18 protein-coding genes are annotated in these 25,970 nt (G+C 31.8%); 6 read left to right on the top strand and 12 right to left on the bottom strand.

The genetic code is table 11. From position 1 onward, the window contains the following. Positions 1–150: 150 nt before the first annotated feature. Entirely contained in the window at positions 151–1,182 is a 1,032-nt protein-coding gene (locus SAMSHR1132_RS06345) for a M42 family metallopeptidase (RefSeq protein WP_000391233.1), read from the bottom strand. A gap of 169 nt (positions 1,183–1,351) precedes the next feature. Here SAMSHR1132_RS06345 and SAMSHR1132_RS06340 point away from each other — a divergent pair, with 169 nt between their 5' ends. Then, positions 1,352–2,443, top strand: coding sequence for a prephenate dehydrogenase (locus SAMSHR1132_RS06340; protein WP_000214262.1), 1,092 nt, complete (start codon positions 1,352–1,354; stop codon positions 2,441–2,443). Between the two features lie 135 nt (positions 2,444–2,578). Here the strand turns inward: SAMSHR1132_RS06340 and SAMSHR1132_RS06335 are convergent, their stop codons facing one another. Then, complete coding sequence (locus SAMSHR1132_RS06335) at positions 2,579–3,841, bottom strand: Y-family DNA polymerase (RefSeq protein ID WP_000283038.1); 1,263 nt, start codon at positions 3,839–3,841, stop codon at positions 2,579–2,581. Between the two features lie 147 nt (positions 3,842–3,988). Between SAMSHR1132_RS06335 and SAMSHR1132_RS06330 the strand changes: the two genes are divergently transcribed. Further along, entirely contained in the window at positions 3,989–4,174 is a 186-nt protein-coding gene (locus SAMSHR1132_RS06330) for a 2-hydroxymuconate tautomerase (protein WP_001123277.1), read from the top strand. 84 nt (positions 4,175–4,258) lie between these two features. Here SAMSHR1132_RS06330 and SAMSHR1132_RS06325 read toward each other — a convergent pair whose 3' ends face one another. Further along, positions 4,259–5,242 (bottom strand): LCP family protein, encoded by a 984-nt coding sequence (locus SAMSHR1132_RS06325; protein ID WP_000356921.1) that lies wholly within the window; start codon positions 5,240–5,242, stop codon positions 4,259–4,261. Positions 5,243–5,378: 136 nt separating this feature from the next. Here SAMSHR1132_RS06325 and msrA point away from each other — a divergent pair, with 136 nt between their 5' ends. Beyond that, entirely contained in the window at positions 5,379–5,897 is a 519-nt protein-coding gene (msrA, locus tag SAMSHR1132_RS06320) for a peptide-methionine (S)-S-oxide reductase MsrA (protein WP_001024833.1), read from the top strand. A gap of 215 nt (positions 5,898–6,112) precedes the next feature. On the opposite strand, the gene mprF is transcribed toward msrA, so the two are convergent. The 6 genes from mprF to parE form a co-directional block, all read right to left on the bottom strand. Continuing rightward, complete coding sequence (gene mprF, locus SAMSHR1132_RS06315; RefSeq protein WP_001071143.1) at positions 6,113–8,635, bottom strand: bifunctional lysylphosphatidylglycerol flippase/synthetase MprF; 2,523 nt, start codon at positions 8,633–8,635, stop codon at positions 6,113–6,115. 482 nt (positions 8,636–9,117) lie between these two features. Further along, positions 9,118–10,326 carry a cell elongation protein CozEb gene (cozEb, locus tag SAMSHR1132_RS06310; protein ID WP_000138189.1) on the bottom strand — a complete coding sequence of 403 codons (1,209 nt, stop codon included), beginning with the start codon at positions 10,324–10,326 and terminating at the stop codon, positions 9,118–9,120. Between the two features lie 134 nt (positions 10,327–10,460). Next, positions 10,461–11,312, bottom strand: a complete 852-nt coding sequence (gene glcT, locus SAMSHR1132_RS06305; protein ID WP_000505008.1) for a glucose PTS transporter transcription antiterminator GlcT — start codon at positions 11,310–11,312, stop codon at positions 10,461–10,463. 557 nt (positions 11,313–11,869) lie between these two features. Further along, positions 11,870–13,330, bottom strand: coding sequence for an alanine/glycine:cation symporter family protein (locus SAMSHR1132_RS06300; RefSeq protein ID WP_000651169.1), 1,461 nt, complete (start codon positions 13,328–13,330; stop codon positions 11,870–11,872). Positions 13,331–13,580: 250 nt separating this feature from the next. Continuing rightward, positions 13,581–15,983 (bottom strand): DNA topoisomerase IV subunit A, encoded by a 2,403-nt coding sequence (gene parC / locus SAMSHR1132_RS06290; RefSeq protein ID WP_000005557.1) that lies wholly within the window; start codon positions 15,981–15,983, stop codon positions 13,581–13,583. Next, complete coding sequence (gene parE / locus SAMSHR1132_RS06285; protein ID WP_014373827.1) at positions 15,983–17,974, bottom strand: DNA topoisomerase IV subunit B; 1,992 nt, start codon at positions 17,972–17,974, stop codon at positions 15,983–15,985. The genes parC and parE overlap by 1 nt, the downstream gene beginning before the upstream one ends. A 205-nt stretch (positions 17,975–18,179) precedes the next feature. On the opposite strand from parE, the gene plsY reads away from it, so the two are divergent. Together plsY and SAMSHR1132_RS06270 are read left to right on the top strand one after the other, a co-directional pair. Beyond that, entirely contained in the window at positions 18,180–18,788 is a 609-nt protein-coding gene (gene plsY / locus SAMSHR1132_RS06280; protein WP_000972782.1) for a glycerol-3-phosphate 1-O-acyltransferase PlsY, read from the top strand. Between the two features lie 487 nt (positions 18,789–19,275). After that, positions 19,276–19,572 carry a HesB/YadR/YfhF family protein gene (locus SAMSHR1132_RS06270; RefSeq protein WP_001165371.1) on the top strand — a complete coding sequence of 99 codons (297 nt, stop codon included), beginning with the start codon at positions 19,276–19,278 and terminating at the stop codon, positions 19,570–19,572. Positions 19,573–19,814: 242 nt separating this feature from the next. Here the strand turns inward: SAMSHR1132_RS06270 and menI are convergent, their stop codons facing one another. From menI to SAMSHR1132_RS06255, 3 genes are all read right to left on the bottom strand, one after another. Further along, entirely contained in the window at positions 19,815–20,276 is a 462-nt protein-coding gene (gene menI / locus SAMSHR1132_RS06265) for a 1,4-dihydroxy-2-naphthoyl-CoA hydrolase MenI (protein ID WP_000640491.1), read from the bottom strand. A gap of 172 nt (positions 20,277–20,448) precedes the next feature. Then, positions 20,449–23,154, bottom strand: coding sequence for an aconitate hydratase AcnA (gene acnA / locus SAMSHR1132_RS06260; RefSeq protein WP_000729726.1), 2,706 nt, complete (start codon positions 23,152–23,154; stop codon positions 20,449–20,451). A 578-nt stretch (positions 23,155–23,732) separates the two neighbouring features. Continuing rightward, positions 23,733–25,379, bottom strand: coding sequence for a BCCT family transporter (locus SAMSHR1132_RS06255; RefSeq protein WP_001088975.1), 1,647 nt, complete (start codon positions 25,377–25,379; stop codon positions 23,733–23,735). Between the two features lie 202 nt (positions 25,380–25,581). On the opposite strand from SAMSHR1132_RS06255, the gene mscL reads away from it, so the two are divergent. Beyond that, positions 25,582–25,944 carry a large conductance mechanosensitive channel protein MscL gene (gene mscL / locus SAMSHR1132_RS06250; RefSeq protein ID WP_000910495.1) on the top strand — a complete coding sequence of 121 codons (363 nt, stop codon included), beginning with the start codon at positions 25,582–25,584 and terminating at the stop codon, positions 25,942–25,944. Positions 25,945–25,970 lie beyond the last annotated feature (26 nt).

Raw genomic sequence — 25,970 nt, 5'->3', positions numbered from 1 at the left:
ATTCACAAAATATGTCGTGCTAATTCTCATCACCCATTAGCTTTCTATTTGCTACATTTCATACTTGCTACTATATCTTTAGAAAATTCTAATTATTTTTATAGTTTATTATATTACATAGGTCGTTCACATTTGTCAACACTATTTCATTTATTCTATAGGTGATAAGCAATATACATATAATAATTGTTCTGTCGCTCTAATTGAATCAATATGTGTTCGTTCCATTGCATGAGATGATTCAATGCCTGCGCCAAACAAGCCATGTCTTATATCTGCCCCAGCACTTAACGCCGCTGAAGCATCTGAACCATAGTATGGATATATGTCTATTTTGTATGGAATATCATTTATTTTACAGAGATTTACTAGATGTGATTTCAATTGTTTATGGTATGGTCCGGATGAATCTTTTGCGCAAATCGAAACAGTATACTCATCTGAATTTTGACCGTCTCCTAATGCCCCCATATCTAATGCGATATACTCTTTGATTCTAGAATCAATCGATGCGTTCGCACCGTAACCTATTTCTTCGTTATTAGAAATATAAAATTGTGTTGTATGTGGCAACGTAGTTTGATTTTGCTTTAATTTTTTGAGTAATTGCAGTATCATGGCTACGCTTGCTTTATCATCCAAATGGCGAGATTTAATAAAACCTGATGAAGTAATGACTGTGCGTGGATCAAAGCTAACAAAATCACCTACTGAAATCCCCAAACTCTTAGTATCTTCCTCGGACGTTGTAACCTCATCTATTCGTATTTCCATATGCTCTTTGTCTCTAGCTATTTCATGGTTGTTCCGATAAACATGTACACTTGTTTCATGTAAACAAATGGTACCTGTATATATTTGTCCTGCTTCAGTCTTAATTTGACAATATTCACCTTCGATTGCGTTGTAAGTGAATCCACCAATCAACTCTATTGCTAAGCGTCCATCTTCTTTAATTTCTTTAACCATTGCACCTAATGTATCAACATGAGCAGTAATACAGCGTTGCACTTCATTATTTTTGCCTGGCACAGTTATGAGTAATGCACCTTTATTTGTTAGTGTTGTTTGATATCCTAAGTCTTTTGCGAATTCCTCAACAAACTGAATTGCTTCTTCTGTATCTCCTGAAGGACTGCTAATATTTGTTAATGTTTTAATCGTTTCTAAAATTTCTTCCATGTAATTACCCCTCCATGACAGTTGTTTTATCTACAGTTTTATTGTAGATGATTTACTTTAGTTTAGCTATTAATGTCTTATGGCATTTTTTTATTAACTATTGCACTGTTTCAATAGCTCATTTACAATGTTATTATTATTCTGAAAATTTCGAAATAAGGTGATGTAGATGACAACAGTTTTATTTGTTGGACTTGGGTTAATTGGCGGTAGTCTTGCTAGTAATATAAAATTCCATAATCCTGAAATTAATATCATTGCATTTGATGCAGATATTTCTCAGTTAGATAAAGCTAAATCGATTGGAATTATTGATCGTAAATACACAAATTATCCATCTGCTGTCAAAGAAGCTGATGTGATTATTTATGCAACGCCTGTAACTATTACCGATAAGTATCTTAATGAATTAGTTGATATCGAAACAAAAACAGGTGTTATTGTTACAGATACTGGCAGTACTAAATCAATTATCCAACAACATGAATACAACTTATTAAAACATAATATTCATTTAGTCAGTGGTCATCCGATGGCTGGTAGTCATAAATCAGGTGTATTGAATGCTAAGAAGCACTTATTTGAAAATGCTTATTATATTTTAGTATACAACGAAAAAGAAAATGAACATGCCGCTAATACATTAAAAGCACTGTTATCACCTACACTTGCTAAATTCATATTAACCACTGCCGAAGAACATGATTATGTTACAAGTGTTGTAAGTCACTTGCCTCACATTGTAGCTTCTAGTCTGGTTCACATCAGTCATAATAATAGTGATGAACATCAGTTAGTCAATAAATTAGCAGCTGGTGGCTTCCGAGATATTACACGAATTGCTAGCAGCAATGCGCAAATGTGGAAAGATATCACGTTAAGTAATAAAACATATATTTTAGAAATGATTCATCAACTGAAAAATCAATTTCAAGATTTAGAAAGCTTAATTGAAAATAACGATTCCGAAAAATTGTTGGCATTTTTTGATGAAGCTAAGTCATATCGTGATGCGTTACCTTCTAAACAACTTGGTGGACTAAATACTGCGTATGATCTATATGTCGATATTCCGGATAAACCAGGTATGATAAGTAAAGTAACCTACATCTTAAGTTTACATAATATATCTATAAGCAACTTAAGGATTTTAGAAGTCCGTGAAGATATATATGGTGCTTTGAAAATTAGTTTTAAAAATCCTACTGACCGAGAACGCGGTATGCAAGCATTGAGTGATTTTGATTGTTATATCCAATAATTATTAAGTCTCTTTTGATAAATTCCATATATTCTTAGATGCTGTCGTGAAAATCTATTGTCATATATGAGATATTTATCTTTAGAGACTTATTTTATACGACTTACAGTTATATATTCTTAAACCATATAATTATTACATTTTATGTCCAGCCATTAAACCTAATCTGCCGTGTTTTGTACCTGCTTCTGTAAATGATACCGCTTTGGAGACAATACCTTTGCCGTATTTCAAATGTAATTGATCTATCGTTTTAGCTAGACATTCGTCGCGTTTGCGTTGATATTCATCTTCAAACAAACTTAACTGTCGCTCATCTTCATTAATAAATTGACTCAAAGATATGCTTAGCGTACGGTATAGTGCTTGTTTATTACATAATTTATCTGCGAAATGCATTACTACTTTATAAATATCTTTTTCTAAATTTGTTGGATCTTTCAAAGTATATTGTTTATGAACGCCTCCTTCATCACTATATCCAAAAGAAAAGTGAATTGTACGTGCTACTTTTTTCCTCGCTCTGACTCGACTTGCCACATCTTCAATTAACTCTTGCATTACTACTTTTGCTTCATCAAAATGATAATCCCTCATTAATATTTGACTCTTACATATAGATGGATTGCTAATCTTATGCTTTTCACGCACTTTACTTTGATCTATTCCATTAGCATGTAAATGCATATCAACACCTAAAATACCGAACTCCTTTTTCAAAAATTTATATGGATATTTTGCTAAATCTCCTATAGTAAAAATCCCTCTTTTATTCAGCTTTGCTTCTGTTCGACGATTAATGCCCCAAAAATCTCGCAATGGTTGAATTGGCCACAATTTTGTTGGTACATCTTGATACCGCCATTCAGCTATACCATTTTGATTATGCTTCGCTTCAACGTCCATTGCAATCTTACTTAACAACATATTAGATCCTATACCTACAGTGCAGTAAATCCCTGTTTCTTCATAAATTTCACGTTTGAGTCTTTCACAAAATGCATGTACTGTTGAACTAAATCTATGATAACTATCAGTCACATCCATAAAAAACTCATCAATGCTATATTGGTGTAAATCTTCAGGTGGAACATAACGTAATGCAATTTTAGAAATAGCAACTGAGACATTGAGATATTTACGCATACTTGGATTAATAATATAAATGTCATTTCTATGTGGTATTTCAAACAATCGTGATCCTGTCTTGATGCCCAACTCTTTTAATTTAGGTGTCGCAGCTAATACTACAGATCCTTGGCGTTTAGTATCCGCAACAACAGCTAGCTTTGTGTTTAATGGATCTAATCCCTTTTCAATACAAGAAACACTCGCAAAAAAGCTCTTTTGGTCAATACATAGAACATCCCTATCTTCTAATAAATGATAATTATACACTGTTATCCCTCCATTACATGTATTCATTATATACGAACATTTGTTCTATTTCAATATATTCAGGAACATTAGTTCTATAAATTTGTAAATGTATTTTTAATTATTACATGGTATACTCAAATTAATAATGATTAGGAGGTTTGGATTATGCCAATCGTCAATGTAAAATTATTAGAAGGTCGTTCAGATGAACAATTAAAAAATTTAGTAAGCGAAGTAACAGATGCAGTAGAAAGAACAACAGGTGCTAATAGACAAGCAATTCATGTTGTTATTGAAGAAATGCAACCAAGCCGTTATGGTGTTGCTGGTGTTAGAAAATCAGATCAATAGAGTTGAGAAACATATTGGAACTTTAAATTCTTGATTACTGAAAAAGGCGATTTCTACCATTACTTTGATAGAAATCGCCTTTTTTTATTCTTCATCTAAAAAATCTTTAATTGCTTGTCTATTTGTATTTTTGTTAATTTGTAAAGCACTGCCGTCAGTATTTGTGTTGATATCTTGATATGAGTTTTTAATCGGCACAGTTAATGACTTAACATCTTTGTCTCCACGAATACCAAAACTCAAACCTGTTTGGAAAATTCCAGAATCCGGAATGTTTGTATTAACATAACCTCTTAAAATACCTGCAACTTTAGGTAGTTTAATAACTGTTCTGAAGTTAACCATTTCTTTTTTTAATGTTTGCATAACTTGTTGTTGGCGTCTTACACGTCCGAAATCACCTTCAGGATCGTGACGGAATCTCGCATAACCTAGTAATTCTTTACCATTTAATCTATGATTACCTTTTTTCAAAGATACGCCGATATTTTTAGACATATCTTTTTCAACATTAATTGGTACACCATCAGGCATTAGTTCATCAATCATTTTCTCAAATCCAGTAAAGTCAACTACAGCATAATATTCTGGATTAATACCTAAATTTTTATTAAGTGTCTTTCTAAGTAGCTCTGGACCACCTAAAGCATATGCTGAATTAATTTTATGTTTGCCATAACCTGGTATATCTGCATAAATATCACGCATGACAGACATCATTTTCATCTTTTTATTGATAAAGTCATATTGAACAACCATGATAGAATCTGTTCTTGATTGTCCACCTTGTGCTTTATCTGCACCAAGTACAAGAATAGAAATTTTACCATCATTTTTTACAGGCCCATTAAATTGATGCACTTTAACATCTTTCGCATGTTGCTTGGCATACTCTACGCCGCTATTATAACTATGTACAATATATGCAACTAACGCGATAAGTATGATTACAACAATTAGAAGAATGATAGGTAACTTCCTAATTTTCTTCTTCTTTTTTCTTTTAGGCGTCGAAGTAACATTTTCACTTTGACGTCTATATTCGTTGTCATTATTTTCTTTATCCATATTTACCTACCTTATATCTTCAAAAATAGATTTTTGTGTACTATAATTATCACATATTAACGTTATATAAAAACAATTCAAAAAGCAAGTGATTTCTGAATAAATCGTACTAAGGTCTAATGAAAGGATGTCAAAAATGAATATAAATACAGCTTATTTTGCCGGAGGTTGCTTTTGGTGTATGACGAAACCATTTGACACCTTTGATGGTATTGAAAAAGTAACTTCTGGATATATGGGTGGACATGTTAAAAACCCAACATACGAACAAGTAAAATCAGGTACTAGTGGACATTTAGAAACTGTAGAAATACAATATGATGTCACTTTATTTTCGTATAACAAGTTATTAGAAATATTTTTCTCAGTAATTGATCCATTAGATTCTGATGGCCAGTATCAAGACCGCGGTCCACAATATCAAACTGCCATTTTTTATACTAATGAACATCAAAAAAAGCAAGCCGAAGTATATATTGAACAGCTTAAAAATACTATTAATGCTGACAAGGCTATTGCTACAAAAATAGTACCTGCTTCAGAATTTTACAAAGCTGAAGAATACCATCAAGACTTTTACAAGAAAAATCCTGAGCGTTATGCAGAAGAACAAAAAATACGTCAAGAATATAAAAATAAGCAACAACATCTTTAACAAAACAATTAAGTACAGTCATAAATGACTGGATTCACCATACCAGCATATGTACTAATAGCATTCAACTCATTATTTAAAAAGGTAGACGAAAAACGTTAAAATTTTCATCTACCTTTTTTATATTTCTATTAATATGAAACTTAAACAACACATAAAAAATCCGAGCACTTTATCAGCATTGCATGCCTTTCCTTTAGTACTCGGATTTCTAATTATTTATGACGTATAACACGCATTACTTTAGAAAGTGATTCCCAAAGTGAGCTATCCTTACGATAAACTAAAAAGCGTGGTTCCCAGTTTGGATTATACTTCGATTTATAACGACGTAAACCTTGGAAACGATATAAGCCATTAAAATGTTCAAACACTCTTCCTGCAAGTCGTTCTCGTAAATATGAGTAATGTAATTGTCCAACATTTGATAAAGTCGCCATCCCCATATTAAATTTCGTATAGCCTTGTTCTTTACTCCAAAGTAACATATGCAAGTATAAACCATCCATTAATGGTAAATCTAAATCAGGTAACCATCTGATTAAGTCAACTGAAATTGCATCGTTAAAGTATGTTGGCATCAAACTACAAAACGCGATTACTTCATTATTTTCATTACGCATCACACCAATTGGAGCTTTAGATAAATAAGCCTCATTAAATTGACCAACAGAGAAATGCATTTCTTGACGATTATCTAACCATAAATCACTTACATGTTGAAGTTCATTTAAAAATTCTGTATTAAATGGAGGTTCAATAATTTCAAATGAAATATTTAACTCATCAAATTTATTTAATGTTGCTCTAAAGCCACGTCGCTTTTTACCAGAAGTTGAAAATTGAGTTAAATCAATAATTGCTTCTTCACCTAATTTGAAAAATTGATTTCCAAAATTATGGTATAACGGCATATGTTGGTCCGTCACTTGATAGAAAACAACGTCGTAACCTAGATACTCCGCATAATTATAAAATGCTTCTAATAGTTCATCAAATGCATTTTCATCACCAAGTGGATCGCCAAGAACAACTAATGAACTTGCTTTATAACGATACATTAAAAATGCAGTCTTATCTTCATTAGTGAAAAACTGTTTATCTCCACTATAAATTAAATGACTTAAATAATTTCCGCCGTATTGATTAATAATCGCTTCACAATCTTCAATGTTAGAAGATATGCGCACTTTGCTAAATTGATAATCAAATAGCCATGCGATTGCACCAACAATTAAAGCAATAATTAAAATGGTAATCCAGAAATAATATCTAAGTACAGATGTATGCATTTCAATAGTATAAATATCTAATGCATAAAGCGTTCCAGCTATAAATATATGATTAACATATAAAACAAATACACTAAATAAAAACATAGCTACTAGATTTCTAATTCTAATTGGGCGTTTTAATTTACGTGCTCTACGGAAAGCTACAATAAGTAAAATAAAGATAATGGCTAACCAAGCAATTAAAATATACGATGCATACGTAAAGAATGTCGCTACAGTAATTAATAAAATTGAAATCATAGCATATATAATAGCTCGTCTACTTTGTTGATAAATGCCAACAACATTAAGTAGCAACAATAAACAAGCGCTCGTATGCACTGCTAATAAAAGATAATACGTAAGATGATTACCATCGTATAATGCATCATAAACAATGGTCAGATTGTTTACAAAGAAAATCATACTTGTGAAGAATACTAAAATTGCCAATGATAATGAAGGAATTTTAGCAATAATATCTTTTTGGTATGACATTATAAATGATGTAACATCCTTAGCAGGAATAAAGTATTTAGAGCCTTCAATATATTTCTTAGCTGATGTACCAAATTCAAATGAAGATAAAATTAATGCAATAATTACTGGTACAAAATAATACGCAAAGCGGTAAAGTAATAGCATTAATAATACTTTTTCTTCCGGTACACCTAATGTTTTAAATCCTAATAAAACAACTAAGTCGAAAGCACCAAAACCACCTGGAATAAAGCTGACTAAACCTGATAATGCTGCAATAATAAACACAGCAATAAATGACATAAATGATACATGCGCATCAACAATTACACCACAGAAATATAATACAACCGCAGCCGCCAACCATTCCACACACGAAACGATTGTACAGTACAAGCCAACAAAACGATTGTTTTTATCGGGTGGTTTGACCATTGAATAAATAATGAATAATGGTAAGAAAAATGACACTGCATATAATACCCATCTCACCCACGTGATTTTATCTAAAATTAAAGATGCATCGAAAACGTGGAAAACAATTAATAATGATAACAAACTTAAGCCTGTTAACATCGAAATTAGTATTAATGATATAAAGTGAACTAATTTTTTCTTATCGTGCGTATAGTTTTTATAAACCATTGCTCTTACGCCCGCACCTATAAATCCACCAAATCCGACAATCGCATTTAATGCATTGATGATATAACTTACTCTTAAAACTTTTCCTAAGGAAATGTCCATTTTTAAAGCTCTAGATAAAATAACATCATACATAGATAAAATGACAAGCGATGCCCCACCACCAATAAATAGTAATACAAGGGACATACGGTTGATTTTGCCAAATTCAACCAATGTATCTTTAAAGTTAATACCAGATAACTCTCGATACAACGTAATTACTACAAAAATAAATAATGCTGTAGCAAACGTAATTTTTAAGATTGAAAATATTTTGTTTTTAACTTCCTGATTCATTTTTTCACATCAATTCTAATTATTTCTATTATAAATCAAAATATATCATATAAATCATAATAATAGCATATCATTTCCCTTTGATTTATATAACACTTTTGTCATATTGATAACGATAATAGCACTACATGTATACACTATATTCATACATTATCGATATATTTAGTTTCACTGATTCATATTTAACATAAAGAATCTTATGAATCAACACTTATAAAAAATCAGATTAACCATATTAATATTATGACTTTTTCTTAATGGATTAATATTTTACTTTATTGCATTCCATCCAATGTAAACTGAAAATATCTATACCATTAGTATTTTCAAATCAATTGAAATACCATATTTAACTAAAACTTCACATAAATATTTTACTATATTTACATGATTAAATTTAACTCCAAATACATTGCCACATAATAATATGACGATACTCATAAAAAATACCAACAAACATATGTCTATTGGTATTTAATAAGTTATTCTACTATTTTGTTACTTTCTTTAATATCATACTCACCTACATCATTACCATAAAAACGATTATAACGTCGTTTAAATAATTGGAACAAATGTGTTACTAATACTTTTAAAATTGCATATCCAGGAATACCTAAAATAACACCAACAATTCCCAGTAACTTACCTGCACATAGCAATATGAAAATAATTGTAAGTGGGTGAATTTTAAGCGTTTTACCCATAATATTTGGAGAAATAAAATGTCCTTCAACAAATTGCACCAATGTCCATACCACAGCTAATTTTAAAAGCATCCAAGGTGAAGTAATAGCAGCAATAACAATGGCTGGTGATATTGCGATTGTCGGACCTAAATATGGAACAACACTAGTAACAGCTGCGATACTTGCTAATACTAAGCTATATTTCAATCCGATAACTGAGTATCCAATAAATAATAATATACCGATACAGAAAGAAACAATAATTTGTCCTTGAATATATGAACCTACTTGAACGCTCATCTTCTCAAGTAAATCATGGAAATCCTTTCTAAATTTAGGAGGCATAATATTCGTTGAAAACTCTTTGAAATGGTGTCCATCTTTAAGCATAAAGAATAATACAAATGGTGTAGTTACAATCACAACACCAATATTAGCGATTGTTTCAGCAAACGTTGCAATTTTAGAGCCGAAACCATCTGTAAACTCACTAAGCATTGACGGTATTTTTTTCGGCAATGAATTTAACCAATCATTAATTTGACTATAATATGATGAGAAAAATGTATTATTAGCTATCTTATCAATAGAATTAATTAATTTTTCTAAATAATGCGGTGAATTTTTAACTAAACTGTCAACTTGAGAACCAATAATTGGTATTAACAAATTAACAATTAGCGTAATAATTCCCACTACAGCTAAATAAATAATTGAAATCCCTGCAACCCTAGGAATTCTATAACGTTCCATTAAGTTCACAATTGGGTTAAACAAATAAAATAGTATTAAAGACACTATAATAGGTGCTGCTATCGTTTTAAAAACTATGATAAAAGGATCAAACACATATGATACCTTTTCAAAGATAAAAATAACGATACCAAGTAATACAAGAGCAATTAATGAGAAAACTAAATCATTCCCACCAATAAACTTCATATACCGTGATTCGGTAAATTTCAAAAAATTCTTTCTAATATTTTTATCATTTTCAGTCAATTAAATATTCACCACCACTTGAAATATTCATAAGTTAGTTGTTAAATCAACTGTCTCCTTATGTAAAATTACTAATATTAATCATACCATATAAATATGCTTTAAAGTAATGAAACGCCCGTATAATAAGCTTTTTATGACTGATTTATTTTTGCTTCAAAATGATGTATGTGTAAAGTTAAATATATAATTTCTGATTCACTAATATGAACATCAAACTGCTTTTGAATCATTGTTAAAATTTTAAAAGCAGTATTATAGCAAATCGGATAATGATTTTTAATCATTGACACAAAATCATCTTGCGCATGAATATATTCTTTTTTTCGTAAACGTCGAATCAAAAACTGCACATGTCTAATAAAACGCTGATATTGTAATGATTGCTTATCTACGGTTGTTACTAAATCTGATTCAATGATATCGATACTCCTTTTAATTAAATCGTTAATTAATGTCATCTCTCGCATAGATAAATCTTCTGTATTAGATGCAATATGCAATGCGATAAATCCAATTTCATCTTCTGGAAAGTGTACATCTAGGGCAGCATTTAATTGATCAATAACTTGTTTAGCAATGTGATAAGCTTCACTATATAATTGTTTTGTTTCCATAACAAATGGATTACTAATGACTTGGTTTTGCTTTATACGCTTGTATGCAAAAATAATGTGATCCGTTAATGAAACAACGAGTTGCTTCGAATCGACATTCATTGCTGTATTTGAAATAAAATTTAATGACTCAATAATAACTTGTAAAACATTATCGTCAGCAATTTCAACTAAACTTTTATAATGTTCTTTTTGTTGCTCACTTTCAAGTTTATAAATTTTATCGATTGTAATAGCTTGGTTATTTAACACCATTCCCTCTTTTTTGTTAAAACCAATACCTTTACCAATCAAGATAACTTCTTGACCATCGTTAGTACATACTACGACATTATTATTCAATGTCTTTGTTACAATATACTCTCCCATTATCATCACCTATTTTTCTATTATTAAGATTATATATTGGAAATGACTAATATAAAAGTATTTTCAATTAAAAACTTGTGCTCAATTACACGCTCATTCCAATTAATTTATCTTAATTACTCTTCGATGTTCCAATAGTTTAATAAACTCATTGATATTTCGTATTATGTATCATACTTTTCTCTATTTATTTTTATAGTATCTGAATTAACTTATAATACAAACTAAAATGCACTATTAATTTCTAATATGCTTTGAAAAATAATTTTATGAAATGACATTTGATATATTTGCCGAATACAAAATGACAAGTATCATCCATTGTATTTTTTTAAAGTCAATCAACGCCCACTAAATACTATTAAGCATAGATTTGCTCTATTAAAATATTGATTTCCAAACGATATGATTGAGTATAGCCATTTCAAGCAAAAAAATATTAATATTGTATGATGCGAGCAATTAACATAAAAAGAAAAAACCTGAAATTTTCATTTATACTTGAAAATTCCAGGATTTTTAATTGATTTAAAATTGAAATATTACTCGTGAAATGCTTATTTATCTAATTTCTTATTGTTATTAGCGCCCCAAGCACTAATGCCAAATAAGTTGATTTCTAAGTTTTCAGGTTTAAAGACAGGGTTCTTGCCCTCTTTTTTCTGCTTTTGATAATCTTTCATTAATGCGAATGCTACATTGGACAAGCCTATAATGGATATAATATTTACAATTGCCATTAAGCCCATAAATAAATCCGCTGTGTTCCATACAGTTTCTGTTTTCACAACTGCTCCAATAAATACTAATACTACAACGAGGCATCTAAAGATAAATAATACCATTCGATTCGTTGATAAAAACTCGATATTTGATTGGCCATAATAGTAGTTACCTACTACAGATGAAAAAGCAAATAAAGTAACTGCAATTGTTAAGAAAATACCACCAGCAGAACCTAAATGTTCATTAAGTGCTGATTGTGTCACAGCAACACCTTGAGGTGCACCAGCGCCAAATTTCAATCCAGAATACAATAAGATCATAATGGCAGTTGCAGTACAAACTAACATTGTATCAAAGAATACACCTAATGATTGAATCAAACCTTGCTTAACTGGGTGTGGTACGGCAGCAGTTGCAGCTGCATTTGGCGCAGAACCCATACCAGCTTCGTTTGAGAACAAACCACGTTTAATACCTTGCAATACAGCAGCACCAACAGCACCGCCTGTGACTTGTTCAATTCCAAAGGCACTTTTAACAATCGTACCAATCATAGGAACAATCTGATCTAAGTTAAATAATAAAATAACTAAAACCATACCTATGTATATAATAGCCATTATTGGAACAATCAATGATGATAATGTAGCAATACTACGAACACCACCAAAAATTATAATAGCAGTTACAATAGCTAAAATTATACCTGTAACAACAGGACTAATATTGTACTGTGTGTTTAATGATTCAGCAATTGTATTCGATTGTACTGTATTGAATACGAATGCAAAAGTAATTGTGATTAAAATTGCAAATACAATACCTAACCATTTTTGATTTAAACCTTTTGTAATATAGTAAGCAGGTCCACCACGGAATCCGCCATCTTTGTCATGTACTTTATATACCTGTGCTAGAGTTGCTTCAATAAATGCACTTGCGGCACCTATAAAAGCAATCACCCACATCCAAAATACTGCACCTGGACCACCTAATACAATTGCAGTCGCAACACCAGCAATATTACCAGTACCTACTCTTGAACCAGCACTTATAGCAAATGCTTGGAATGGAGAAATACCTTTCTTACCATCTTCTAATGTTTCTGGACGTTCTACTAAAGCTCTAAACATTTCAGGTAACATACGCAATTGTACGAATTTAGAACTTATAGTAAAGAAGAATCCAGCAGTCAGTAACAACCCAATTAAATATTGGGACCATATTAATTCAGTACCGACATGGACAAATTCTTTAAACCATCCAGGAATTAAACTATCGAAATCTTTCAAAATAAACCCCTCGCATCCTCTACATGAATCATGTATCTTCTATAATTTTAGAACACATTGAAACATTCAGTAAATATAGAGATACACCATCATTTCTTATACAATACAAGAGATTTATATTAGTTTGGTCAAAGCATACCGTTTATTTAACGATGCGCTATTGGTCAGCATTTAATATAAATCCCTTGAATTTAGTCAAAATTTAACATTACTGTATTTTATCATTTAATTTAATAATTGCATATAGTTTTTAATCGATATACATATCAGTTACTATCCCGAAATCATCTGTATCAACTATAAAAGAGCCATTTGTATATTGTTCTGATTTATGGATATCATTGATTAATCCGTGTTCTTCATTCGATTTTGAATACAAAGTATATTGATTATGCTCATTTGTTACAACATGTGCAGCAACTATACGATGAGGATTTTTCTTTAATTCTTTCAATAAAGTTAATCCTCTTTGTGCTCGCTTAGCAACTTGTAAAACTTTAAAACCTATACGTTTTAAAGAGCCACGCTGAGTAGCCATTAAAATACTGTCTTTTTCAGAAATACCTTCTGTCATAATAACATAATCTTCATCTTTAAGATTAATAGATTTGACACCTGCTGCTCTCAATCCCGTATCAGATAATTCACTAGTATTATAAGTAAGCGACATACCTTTATTTGTAATGACTGTGATTAACTGATCTTTATCAAAACGCATCACACTAATTAACTCATCACTATCTTTAAGTTTCGTAGCTACTAATGGTTTATTATAGCGTGTTGTTTTGAATTGAGGTACTGTACTTTTCTTAATCATACCATTTTGAGTAGCAAACACATAAAATGCATTTGTATTAAAGTCTTTTTCATTAAAGACATTAATAACCATTTCATCTTCTTCTATTGGAACGATTTGTGATACATGTTGTCCTAATTCTTTCCATCGAATATCTGCTAATTTATGAACTGGTATAAATAGATAACGACCTTTATTAGTAAACACTAATACAGTATCTTGCGTATTTACCTCTTGATGTTTGAGTAAACTATCGCCATCTTTTAAGCCTATTTCAGCTACACCACTAGCGTTAAAACTTCTCACTGATGTACGTTTAATGTATCCATGACGCGTCATACTTAAAATAACTTCTTCGCTTGGAACCATAACTTCTTTATCAATTTTAATTTCAGCTATTTCAGCTTCAATTTGTGATAAACGATCAGATTTGAATTTTTTCTTAATTTCAGTCAGTTCCTCTTTGATAACATTTAATAGTGCATCGTGATTATCAAGAATATGACGTAATTGTTGAATTAACGCTTCAAGCTCTTTATGTTCTTCTTGCAAAGCAACAATATCAGTGTTCGTTAAACGATACAATTGTAACATCACAATAGCTTCAGCTTGTTCTTCAGTAAAGTCATAAACATCAATCAAGTTTTCTTTAGCATCTCGCTTATTTTTAGAACTGCGAATCAATTCAATTACTTGATCTAAAATGGATAATGCTTTAATCAAACCTTCAACAATATGCATACGTTTTTCAGCATTGTCTAATTCAAATTTTGTTCTATTAGCTACAACTTCAATTTGATGATTTAAGTAACTGTCGATGATTTGACGAATTCCCATTAATTTGGGACGTCCATCACTAATTGCAACCATATTAAAATTGTAAGAAATTTGTAAATCAGAGTTCTTATAAAGATAATTTTTAATTGATTCACTATTAACATCTTTTTTTAATTCGATAGCAATACGTAAACCTGTTCTGTCTGTCTCATCACGAACTTCAACAATACCATCAACTTTTTTATCAGCGCGAAGTTCGTCAATACGTTTTACTAAACTACTTTTGTTCACTTCATAAGGAATTTCCGTAATAATTAATTGTTTACGACCATTACGTAAAGTCTCTTCATCTACTTTTGAACGTACAATAATACGACCTTTACCTGATTCATAAGCCTTTTTAATTCCATCAATTCCTTGAATAATACCGCCTGTTGGAAAATCCGGACCTTTAATATATTTCATTAATTGGCTCACTGAAATATCTGGATTTTCAATATATTTTAAAGTCGCTTGAATTACTTCAGCTAAATTATGTGGTGGAATATCAGTAGCGTAACCAGCTGAAATACCTGTAGAACCATTCACTAATAAATTAGGAAATCTTGACGGTAAGACCATTGGTTCAAGTGTCGTATCATCATAGTTAGGAATAAACGAAACTGTTTCCTTATTGATATCACGCAATAATTCTTCTGCTAACTGACTCAACTTAGCCTCTGTATAACGCATTGCTGCAGGTGGATCATTATCGATACTACCATTGTTACCATGCATCTCTATTAAGACGTGACGTAATTTCCAGTCTTGACTTAAACGAACCATTGCTTCATACACTGAGGAGTCTCCATGTGGATGATACTGACCAATAACATCACCGACTGTTTTGGCACTTTTACGGAAATTTTTATCGTGTGTATTACCACTTGAATACATTGCATATAAAATACGACGTTGTACTGGTTTTAAGCCATCGCGGACATCAGGCAATGCACGCTCTTGAATAATATATTTACTATATCTTCCAAAGCGATCACCTAAAACATCTTCAAGTGATAAATCTTGAATTACTTCACTCACTAGATTTCCTCCTCATCAAATTGATCGTTTTCAAGAACTTGTACTTCAGAATTATCTAAAATACTTTGGTCTTCTTGCATACCAAATTCAACATGCTTTTCAATCCACTCACGTCTAGGTTGAACTTTGTCACCCATCAACGTTGTTACTCGTTTAGATGAACGTACTTCATCTTCAACTTGAACACGTATTAAAGTACGTGTTTCAGGATTCATTGTTGTTTCCCATAACTGTTCAGGGTTCATCTCACCTAAACCTTTATAACGTTGTAATGTAAAACCTTTGCCAAGTTCTTTTTGTAATTTATTTAGTTCTTCATCAGTCCATGCATATTCAATTCGTTTTGCCTTACCTTTACCTTTTTCCAATTTATAAAGTGGTGGTAATGCTATAAATACACGTCCTGCTTGAACAAGTGGCTTCATATATTTGAAGAAGAACGTTAATAACAGTACTTGGATATGAGCGCCATCAGTATCTGCATCAGTCATGATAATAACACGGTTATAGTTACTATCTTCAATTTTAAAATCTGTACCAACACCTGCTCCAATTGTGTGAATAATGGTGTTGATTTCTTCATTTTTGAAAATGTCTTCAAGTCGTGCTTTTTCAGTATTTATAATTTTACCACGCAAAGGTAGAATTGCTTGGAATTTACGATCTCGCCCTAATTTTGCAGAACCACCAGCAGAATCACCCTCGACTAAATATAGTTCATTTTTTTCAGTATTTTTACTCTGTGCTGGCGTTAATTTGCCTGACAACAATGTATCTTTACGTTTATTTTTCTTACCTGAACGTGCATCTTCACGTGCTTTACGCGCTGCTTCTCTAGCTTGTTGTGCTTTAATTGCTTTTTTAACAAGGGATTTAGAAAGTTGTCCTTTTTCTTCTAGATAAAATGGTAGTTTTTCTGCAACTACTGAATCAACAGCACTTCTTGCTTCTGATGTACCTAATTTAGATTTTGTTTGCCCTTCAAATTGCAATAACTCTTCAGGAATACGAACAGATACAACTGCAGTCAAACCTTCACGAATATCATTACCATCTAAGTTTTTATCTTTAGTTTTCAATTCATTTATACGACGTGCATAGTCGTTAAACACACGCGTCATTGCCGTTTTAAATCCGACTTCATGTGTACCACCATCTTTAGTACGCACATTATTTACAAAACTTAAAATACTTTCAGAGTATTGATCGTTATATTGGAAAGCTACATCAACTTCTATACCGTTTGCTTCTCCTGAAAATGTAGCGACATCATGAAGTACTTCTTTACCTTCATTTACATAACTAACAAATTCTTTAATACCTTCCTCATAGTGATAGTATTCTTCACGTTCTTTACCACTACGCAAGTCTTTAAGTGATATTTTTAAATTTTTAAGTAAAAAAGCTGATTCTTGAAGTCTCTCACTTAATACATCAAAGTTAAATGATGTAGATGCTTTGAAAATAGTACCATCTGGTTTAAATGTTACTTTTGTGCCAGTTTTTTTAGTCTTACCTTTTTTAACTAACCCAGACGTTGGTGTCCCACCATTTTTAAAACTTTGATGATATATATTTCCATCTCTATGAATTTCAACTTCAACCCACTCACTTAAAGCATTTACAACTGAAGCACCTACACCATGTAGTCCACCAGATGTTTTATAGCCACCTTGCCCAAATTTTCCACCTGCATGTAAAACAGTGAAAATAACTTCGACAGTTGGCTTACCTGATTTATGAATACCGGTTGGCATACCACGTCCATTATCTTCTATAGAAATACTACCATCTTGATTTATTGTTACATCAATTTCATTACCGTAACCATTCAAAACTTCATCGACGGAGTTATCGACAATTTCATATACTAGATGATGTAATCCCCTTTTATCAGTAGATCCAATATACATACCAGGTCTTTTACGAACTGCTTCTAACCCCTCTAAAACCTGTATTGAATCATCTGAATAATTATTTTGTTTATTCATTGCCAATGATTTCGCCTCCTGCAAACGTACGTTCGTTTTTAAAACTATACAATAGTTATTCTTATATAAATCAGCGCAAAATGCAAGTATCAATTAACTTTCTTAGCTTAATTACCGATATTAATTTCAGTTTTTAAAATTTTTAGCCGTAATTTAAATGAATATGATAAAATAGTCCTAAGATATTAAAGGATGTGTAATATTTATGATGATAATCGTCATGTTACTACTAAGTTATCTTATCGGCGCATTCCCAAGTGGGTTTGTAATTGGAAAAGTATTTTTCAAAAAAGATATAAGACAATTTGGTAGTGGTAATACTGGCGCTACTAATAGCTTTAGAGTTTTAGGTCGTCCTGCAGGATTCTTGGTAACATTTTTAGATATATTTAAAGGGTTTATTACAGTATTCTTCCCTCTTTGGTTACCAGTTCATGCTGATGGCCCTATTAGTACTTTTTTCACAAACGGCTTAATCGTTGGCTTATTCGCCATTCTTGGGCACGTTTACCCAATTTATTTAAAATTCCAAGGTGGCAAAGCAGTTGCAACAAGTGCCGGTGTCGTATTAGGTGTTAACCCAATACTTTTGTTAATACTTGCAATCATCTTCTTTGTAGTTCTGAAGATTTTTAAATACGTTTCATTAGCAAGTATTGTGGCAGCAATTTGCTGTGTCATCGGTTCACTCATTATTCAAGACTATATTTTACTAGTCGTTAGTTTCTTAGTTTCAATAATCTTAATCATTAGACATCGTTCTAATATTGCAAGAATTTTCAGAGGCGAAGAACCTAAAATTAAATGGATGTAACAATTTTTTGACAGTAGTCCATCATTGCATAAAATTTTGCAGCTGATGGATTATTTTATTTTTGCAAAAACAATTATTTTAACTTAAAATTCAATTATACTTAGTTTTTTATAAGAACATTTGAGATCGAGACATAAATCAATGTCCTAGCCCCTAAAATGCTATATTGGCAATAGTTAGCAGAATGAAAATGCACATACAACAAGCTTTTTCAATTCAGTACCGGGGCCCCAACACAAAAGCTGACAGAAAGTCAGCTTACAATAATGTGCAAGTTGGGGTGGGGCCCCAACACAGAGAAATTGAATCCCAATTTCTACAGACAATGCAAGTTGGGGTGGGCCCCAACACAGAGAATTTCGAAAAGAAATTCTACAAGCAATGCAAGTTTGGGAACCAATCATAAATAAATACTTTTATAGAAATTAGTATTTATTTATGATTTCTGTCTCACGCCCATTTCGTAATAATATTGGAGGTCGTTGTTATGCAAATAGAACTTACTGATGCAGCTGTATCTTGGTTTAAAAATGAACTTGAGTTACCTGAAAATAATAAAGTACTTGTGTTTTTCGTAAGATATGGTGGCGAATTCCAACTCAAGCAAGGGTTTAGTCCTGCTTTTACAGTTGAACCTAAAGAAAATGTTGATGTTGGCTATGAGCAACATTATGATGGATTAAATATTGTTGTTGCAGAAAAAGATTTGTGGTACTTCGAAGATGATCATATCATTGTAAATGTAGTCGATCATGAAGATGAAATATCTTATACCGCAAAATAAATATAGAAAACACGAGCTTGATTGCGCTAATGATGATGTGCAATCAAGCTCGTGTTTAATTTGTTTCATGATTAATCATAAAAATTTGCAATATGCTATTTTAAAACTTTAACATTTCTATTTTACATATAATAACCAAGCCCCAAATAAACTTCATTCAACCGAAAGTTTTTTCCTGTTATGAATATAAAGTTCAAGTTTATAAGTTAATAAGCTAGCTAAAATAGTATCAAAATTTATAGTTATTCAATCCCGTCAACCACTTCAAATGTCGTTCCAGCTTTATTCAATTCTGAAACTTTGTGATATGCTTCATGCCAATCAGGGAAATAGCGATCTAATCGTATTGGCTTAAATGTATCTTCTTTAATACATATCAATTCTGTAGAGCCAGTTGTAGCAAGCTCACCTTGTTCATTAAAAATTTCATACTTATAAACTGAACGTAATCGAGAATAATGCTCTACCCAAGTTTTAATTTTAACTTTTTCCGGATAAAAAATAGACTTTTTAAAATTAACATTAAGTTCAGTTACAGGTGAAATGATTCCTTGCTTTTCCATATCAGCATAACTAAAACCTAACTTTGTTATATAGTCCAATCTTGCTACTTCAAACCAAGTTGCATAATTGCCATGATAAATAACACCCATTTTATCAGTTTCAGCGTAACGTGCTTCTATTTCTGTTATACTATATATCATTTTAAGCCTTCTTTCAGATAAACTTTACTTATAATTTTAACATAAATATAAAAAAGAGGTCGGCCAACAACACGAATGTTTTGAACCGACCGATTATGTTTCAAATTCAAATATATCTTCAATACTCAAGCTATAATGTAGCCATATTTCAAAGTTTGAATTGTTACACTTATTATTGAGCTAATTTATTTCTTAAAACCATTTGTAAAATACCACCGTGACGATAGTAGTCCATTTCCACTAATGAGTCGAAACGTACCATTGCATCAAATTCTACTAACTCGCCATCTTGTTTTTTAGCAGTTACTTTAACAAAATCATGAGGCTGTACATTTTCATCAATATTTACTGAAATTTCTTCGGTACCGTCTAAACCAAGCGCAACAGCTGATTCACCTTTTCTAAACTCTAAAGGTAACACACCCATCATAACTAGATTTGAACGATGAATACGTTCGTAACTTTGCGCGATAACTGTTTTGACACCTAATAAGTTTGTTCCTTTTGCTGCCCAGTCACGTGATGAACCCATACCGTAGTCATTACCAGCTAACACTACTAATCCTGTGCCGTCTTCTTTATATTTCATAGCAGCATCAAAAATTGGCATCACTTCATTTGTTGGCCAATAAGTAGTGAATCCACCCTCTGTTCCTGGTGCTAGTTGGTTTTTGATACGAATATTTGCAAATGTACCTCGAACCATTACTTCGTGGTTACCACGTCGTGAACCGTAAGAGTTAAACTCACGAATAGGAACATCATGTTCTAGTAAATATTTACCTGCTGGTGTATCTTTACCGATTGCACCTGCTGGAGAAATATGGTCTGTTGTAACTGAGTCACCGAATTTCCCCATAACTCGTAAACCGCTTAACGGTACAATTTTACCAGGTTCTTTAGATAAACCTTGGAAGAAAGAAGGATTTTGAATATACGTAGAATTTGGATCAAAATCATATAAAGGTTGATCAGTTACATCAATTTCATTCCATAATTCGTTATTGTTATAAACATTTTTATATTCTTCAATAAATAATTCTGGTGTAACTACGCTATCAACTGTATCTGAAACTTCTTTAATTGTTGGCCAAATGTCTTGTAAATATACATCTTCTCCATCTTTACCTTTTCCAATTGGCTCATTTTGTAAATCGATATCAACTGTTCCTGCTAATGCATATGCAACAACTAACTGAGGTGATGCTAAATAGTTAGCTTTAACAAGTGGATGGATACGTCCTTCGAAATTACGGTTACCTGATAATACAGAAGTAACTAATAAGTCCTCATCAGCAATTGCTTTTTCAATTTCTGGTAATAATGGACCTGAGTTACCGATACATGTAGTACATCCATATCCTACTAAATTAAAACCTAAATCATCTAAATATGTTTGTAATCCTGAGTCTCTCAAATAACCAGTTACAACTTTTGAACCTGGTGCTAGAGATGTTTTAACATATTCAGGTACTTTCAAACCTTTTTCTACTGCTTTTTTAGCTACCAAGCCTGCGCCAAGCATTACGTATGGGTTAGAAGTGTTCGTACATGAAGTAATTGCTGCAATCGCAATATCACCAGTTTTCATAGAAGCTTTTGAGCCATCTTTGAATTCAATTTCAGCTTTTTTATCAAATTCACTTTTATCTAATCCATGACCTTGGTTTCCTGCTGGTGCTGTAACTGAATCTTCAAAAGCTGTTTTCATATCACTTAAGAAAATTAAATCTTGTGGACGTTTTGGTCCTGATAATGAAGCTTCAACTGTTGCTAAGTCTAACTCAATAACATCTGTATAATTAGGATCTTCTTTTTCAACATCAAAGAACATATGGTTTTGTTGTAAATATTCTTTTACAAGTGCGATATGTTCATCTGAACGACCAGTTAACTTCATATATTTAAGAGATTCATCATCAACTGGGAAGAATCCACAAGTCGCACCATATTCTGGCGCCATGTTAGCAATCGTTGCACGGTCAGCTAATGGTAAATGTTGTACACCTGGGCCAAAGAATTCTACAAACTTGCCTACAACACCTTTTTTACGTAATTCTTGTGTAACTCTTAGCGCTAAATCAGTTGCTGTTGCACCTTGAGGCAATGAATTCACCAAGCGCACTCCAATAACTTCTGGAATTGGGAAGTAAGATGGTTGACCTAACATTCCTGCTTCTGCTTCGATACCACCAACACCCCAGCCAAGAACACCAATTCCGTTAATCATTGTTGTATGAGAATCGGTACCAACTAATGTATCAGGGAAAGCAGTTTTTTCGCCATCTACGTCACGAACATGTACAACACTTGCTAAATATTCTAAGTTAACTTGGTGCACAATACCTGTTGCAGGTGGCACTGCATTATAATTATCGAATGCTTTAGTAGCCCAATTCAAAAATTGATAACGTTCATAGTTACGTTCAAATTCTAATTTCATATTGCGTTCAAGTGCTTCAGGATTTGCATAACTATCCACTTGAACTGAGTGGTCAATAACTAAATCAACTGGCACTTCCGGATTGATTTTTGAAATATCTCCCCCAACATCGTCCATAGCTTTTCGTAAAGAAGCTAAATCAACTACGGCAGGTACACCAGTGAAATCTTGTAAAATAACACGAGAAGGTTTAAATGGTACTTCTCCTTCATTTCCATCTTCTCCAAATTGACTCAAAGCTTTAATATGCTCGTCTGTAATTACAAAATCATCTTCCTGGCGAAGTAATGATTCTAGTAATACTCGAATAGAATAAGGTAGGTTTGAAACTTTAGTAATTCCTCGATCTTCTACCGCTTTTAAATCATAGTAAGTATAACTTTGGCCATTTAAGTCAAAATGTTTTTTTGATTGCTCTTTAAAATTTGCAGCCATTTAATGATCCCCCTTGATACATTTTTATATTTATATGCCTTAATTAAATTGTATTATTATATTAATTGATAAACAACTCATGACGCTTAGAAAACGCTTAAATTACATTTCGACTTTTTAATCAGTATCCATAAGAAAAACTTATCATATGTACATAGTGTAATAAGTATTTTTTATTAATTGAGAATAATTATCAATCTCGCAATTGTTTTTCTAATTGGAATAGCAAGAATACACTTTCTACTATTTTTGTTTTTTCGGAACTTAACCCAAATATTAAATATTATGTTCATCATTTAATCAAAATATTTTTGTACAAAAATTAAAATTCACATAGTTTGTTTTATGATTTAAAATCAGCTAAATTTTATTTAAAAAACAAATTCTAAATAGCATTCATGATATGCAGTACCTTTTAAAAAAATAAAAACAAAAAATCCGAAGCTTCGTTTTTGTATATTACGAAACTTCGGATTTAATTAAGTGTCTTTGATTAATTTAACTCATTAACAATAAAATTACTAGTTAGATTACTTTCCATTATAGAAAACACCCAGTCTAATCGTCGTGCAGAAAATTTAGTTATCTTTTTTCTCTAAATTCCTACGAGATTGGCGCTTTTCAAGAATATCTGACTCATAATCTTCTTGTTGACTCTTAATATATTCTTGTAATCGATGTTTATTTGGTGTCAATGTTAAACCTAAGAATTTACGTTCTTGGTTAGCGTCTTTATAGAAGCTAATCATCATTAATATGACTACAAAGGAGAATGGGAACGCACTTATAATCGCAGCACTTTGAATTGCATTTAAAGCTTCTGCACCATTACCGCCACCAGCTAATAAAAGTACAAATGCAATTAAAGCTTGTGAAATTCCCCATACAACTTTAACCATACTTGAAGGATTTAATGACCCAAATGTCGTTTGCATTCCTAATACGAATGTAGCTGAATCTGCAGACGTAATAAAGAATGAAGCAATCAATAATAAAGCAATAAGTGATAATACAATACCAAATGGAACATGATTAAATACGCCAAATAGTTGTGTCTCAGGTGTCATATCGAATATTTCTTTATGTTTTTTACCAGTTTCGATGCCTAGCACACCAAAAACACTAAACCATATAAAACTTACGATGGCAGGTACTAATAAAACGCCAGAAATGAACTCTCTAATTGAACGCCCTTTTGAAACACGAGCAATAAACACACCAACAAATGGGCTCCAGCTTAACCACCAACCCCAATAGTAAAGTGTCCATGAAGACATCCACTCACGTTTTTGAGGATTTAAAGCTGCAGTATCAAAACTATTAAATAAAAATGTATTCAATAAACTACCTGTTGAACTAGTTAACATGTTGAGTATAAGTACAGTCGGTCCAACTATTAATGCAGCTATCATCAAAATAGTACCTAGCCCAATATTTAAGTTACTTAAATATTGAATTCCTTTACTTAGACCTGACCATGCACTTGCGATAAATAAAATTGTAACTACAATAATAATAATCGCTTGTACAAATGTGTTATTTGGAACGTTGAATAAATAATGTAAACCACCATTAATTTGTAGTGCACCCATACCTAGAGAAACAGCTACCCCAACGATAGTGGCAAAAACAGATAATACATCAATTAAAATTCCAATTGGCCCTTCAACTTTATCACCTAAAATTGGACGCAATGTTCTTGATAACAAGCCAGGCTCACCTTTACGAAATTGTGCATAGGCTAACGCTAATGCAACAACACCATAGACAGCCCAAGCGTGGAATCCCCAATGGAAAAATGTTGATCGAAGTGCTTCAGTATAAGCTTCCGTAGTCTTTGGATCAGCTGTTGGCGGCGCAGCAAAATGTGCCATCGGTTCAGCAGCCCCGTAGAATACTAATCCAATACCCATGCCAGCACTAAATAGCATTGCAAACCAAGAAATTGTATTAAATTCTGGTTTGTCATTTGGCTTACCTAATTTCAGTTTACCAATCGGACTAAAAATAAGGAAAATACAGAAGAAGACAATAATCGTTGTAAGAATTAAATAATACCAACCTAATTTTTCTGTAATCCATATTTTAATATTATTGGTCACATAGTTGAATTGTTCAGGTAAAAATGCACCAAGTAATACGACTATAGCAACAACAATCGCACTATAGATGAACACCGGTGAATACTTCTTGCCATTTGGATTCTCTGGTGAAGAAGAATTCATAATTAATTACTCCCTTCAATTCTATATTTAGTTTTATGTAGTAAAATAAAAAATTTATCAAAACATTTTATTTTTTACTCACGCACCTTTATAGGATAACAAAGGTCTTTACGATAATCAAATTTCCTTAAATAAACTATTTTCTAAATATTTTATTTGTTGTATAATTGAGGTTACATTTAAAAAAGAGAGGTTGAGTGTAATGTTAAAAGAGTTTAAAGAGTTTGCCTTAAAAGGTAATGTCTTAGACCTAGCTATCGCCGTTGTAATGGGCGCTGCTTTCAACAAGATTGTAACTTCATTAGTTGAAAATATAATTATGCCATTGATTGGTAAAATTTTCGGTTCAGTTGATTTTGCTAAAGAATGGTCATTCTGGGGAATTAAATACGGTTTATTTATTCAGTCAATAATTGACTTTATTATTATCGCATTCGCTTTATTCATCTTCGTTAAAATCGCTAATACTTTAATGAAGAAAGAAGAAGCTGAAGAAGAAGCTGTTGTAGAAGAAAATGTAGTATTATTAACTGAAATCAGAGATTTATTACGCGAAAAAAAATAATTTTAAAAAATAGGGATGTTCAATGA

The sequence above is a fragment of the Staphylococcus argenteus genome (genome assembly GCF_000236925.1).
Classification (GTDB): Bacteria; Bacillota; Bacilli; order Staphylococcales; family Staphylococcaceae; genus Staphylococcus; species Staphylococcus argenteus.
Note: the sequence above shows the minus strand (reverse complement) of the source record. Positions and strands in the feature narration are given on the sequence as shown.

Excerpts from the sequence above, each read along its gene's own strand:
- plsY (WP_000972782.1), top strand. The coding sequence starts at position 18,180 with ATGATGATAATCGTCATGTTACTACTAAGTTATCTTATCGGCGCATTC.
- acnA (WP_000729726.1), bottom strand. The coding sequence starts at position 23,154 with ATGGCTGCAAATTTTAAAGAGCAATCAAAAAAACATTTTGACTTAAAT.
- SAMSHR1132_RS06340 (WP_000214262.1), top strand. The coding sequence starts at position 1,352 with ATGACAACAGTTTTATTTGTTGGACTTGGGTTAATTGGCGGTAGTCTT.
- mscL (WP_000910495.1), top strand. The coding sequence starts at position 25,582 with ATGTTAAAAGAGTTTAAAGAGTTTGCCTTAAAAGGTAATGTCTTAGAC.
- SAMSHR1132_RS06345 (WP_000391233.1), bottom strand. The coding sequence starts at position 1,182 with ATGGAAGAAATTTTAGAAACGATTAAAACATTAACAAATATTAGCAGT.
- glcT (WP_000505008.1), bottom strand. The coding sequence starts at position 11,312 with ATGGGAGAGTATATTGTAACAAAGACATTGAATAATAATGTCGTAGTA.
- parE (WP_014373827.1), bottom strand. The coding sequence starts at position 17,974 with ATGAATAAACAAAATAATTATTCAGATGATTCAATACAGGTTTTAGAG.
- mprF (WP_001071143.1), bottom strand. The coding sequence starts at position 8,635 with ATGAATCAGGAAGTTAAAAACAAAATATTTTCAATCTTAAAAATTACG.
- msrA (WP_001024833.1), top strand. The coding sequence starts at position 5,379 with ATGAATATAAATACAGCTTATTTTGCCGGAGGTTGCTTTTGGTGTATG.
- menI (WP_000640491.1), bottom strand. The coding sequence starts at position 20,276 with ATGATATATAGTATAACAGAAATAGAAGCACGTTACGCTGAAACTGAT.
- SAMSHR1132_RS06255 (WP_001088975.1), bottom strand. The coding sequence starts at position 25,379 with ATGAATTCTTCTTCACCAGAGAATCCAAATGGCAAGAAGTATTCACCG.
- SAMSHR1132_RS06270 (WP_001165371.1), top strand. The coding sequence starts at position 19,276 with ATGCAAATAGAACTTACTGATGCAGCTGTATCTTGGTTTAAAAATGAA.
- SAMSHR1132_RS06330 (WP_001123277.1), top strand. The coding sequence starts at position 3,989 with ATGCCAATCGTCAATGTAAAATTATTAGAAGGTCGTTCAGATGAACAA.
- SAMSHR1132_RS06325 (WP_000356921.1), bottom strand. The coding sequence starts at position 5,242 with ATGGATAAAGAAAATAATGACAACGAATATAGACGTCAAAGTGAAAAT.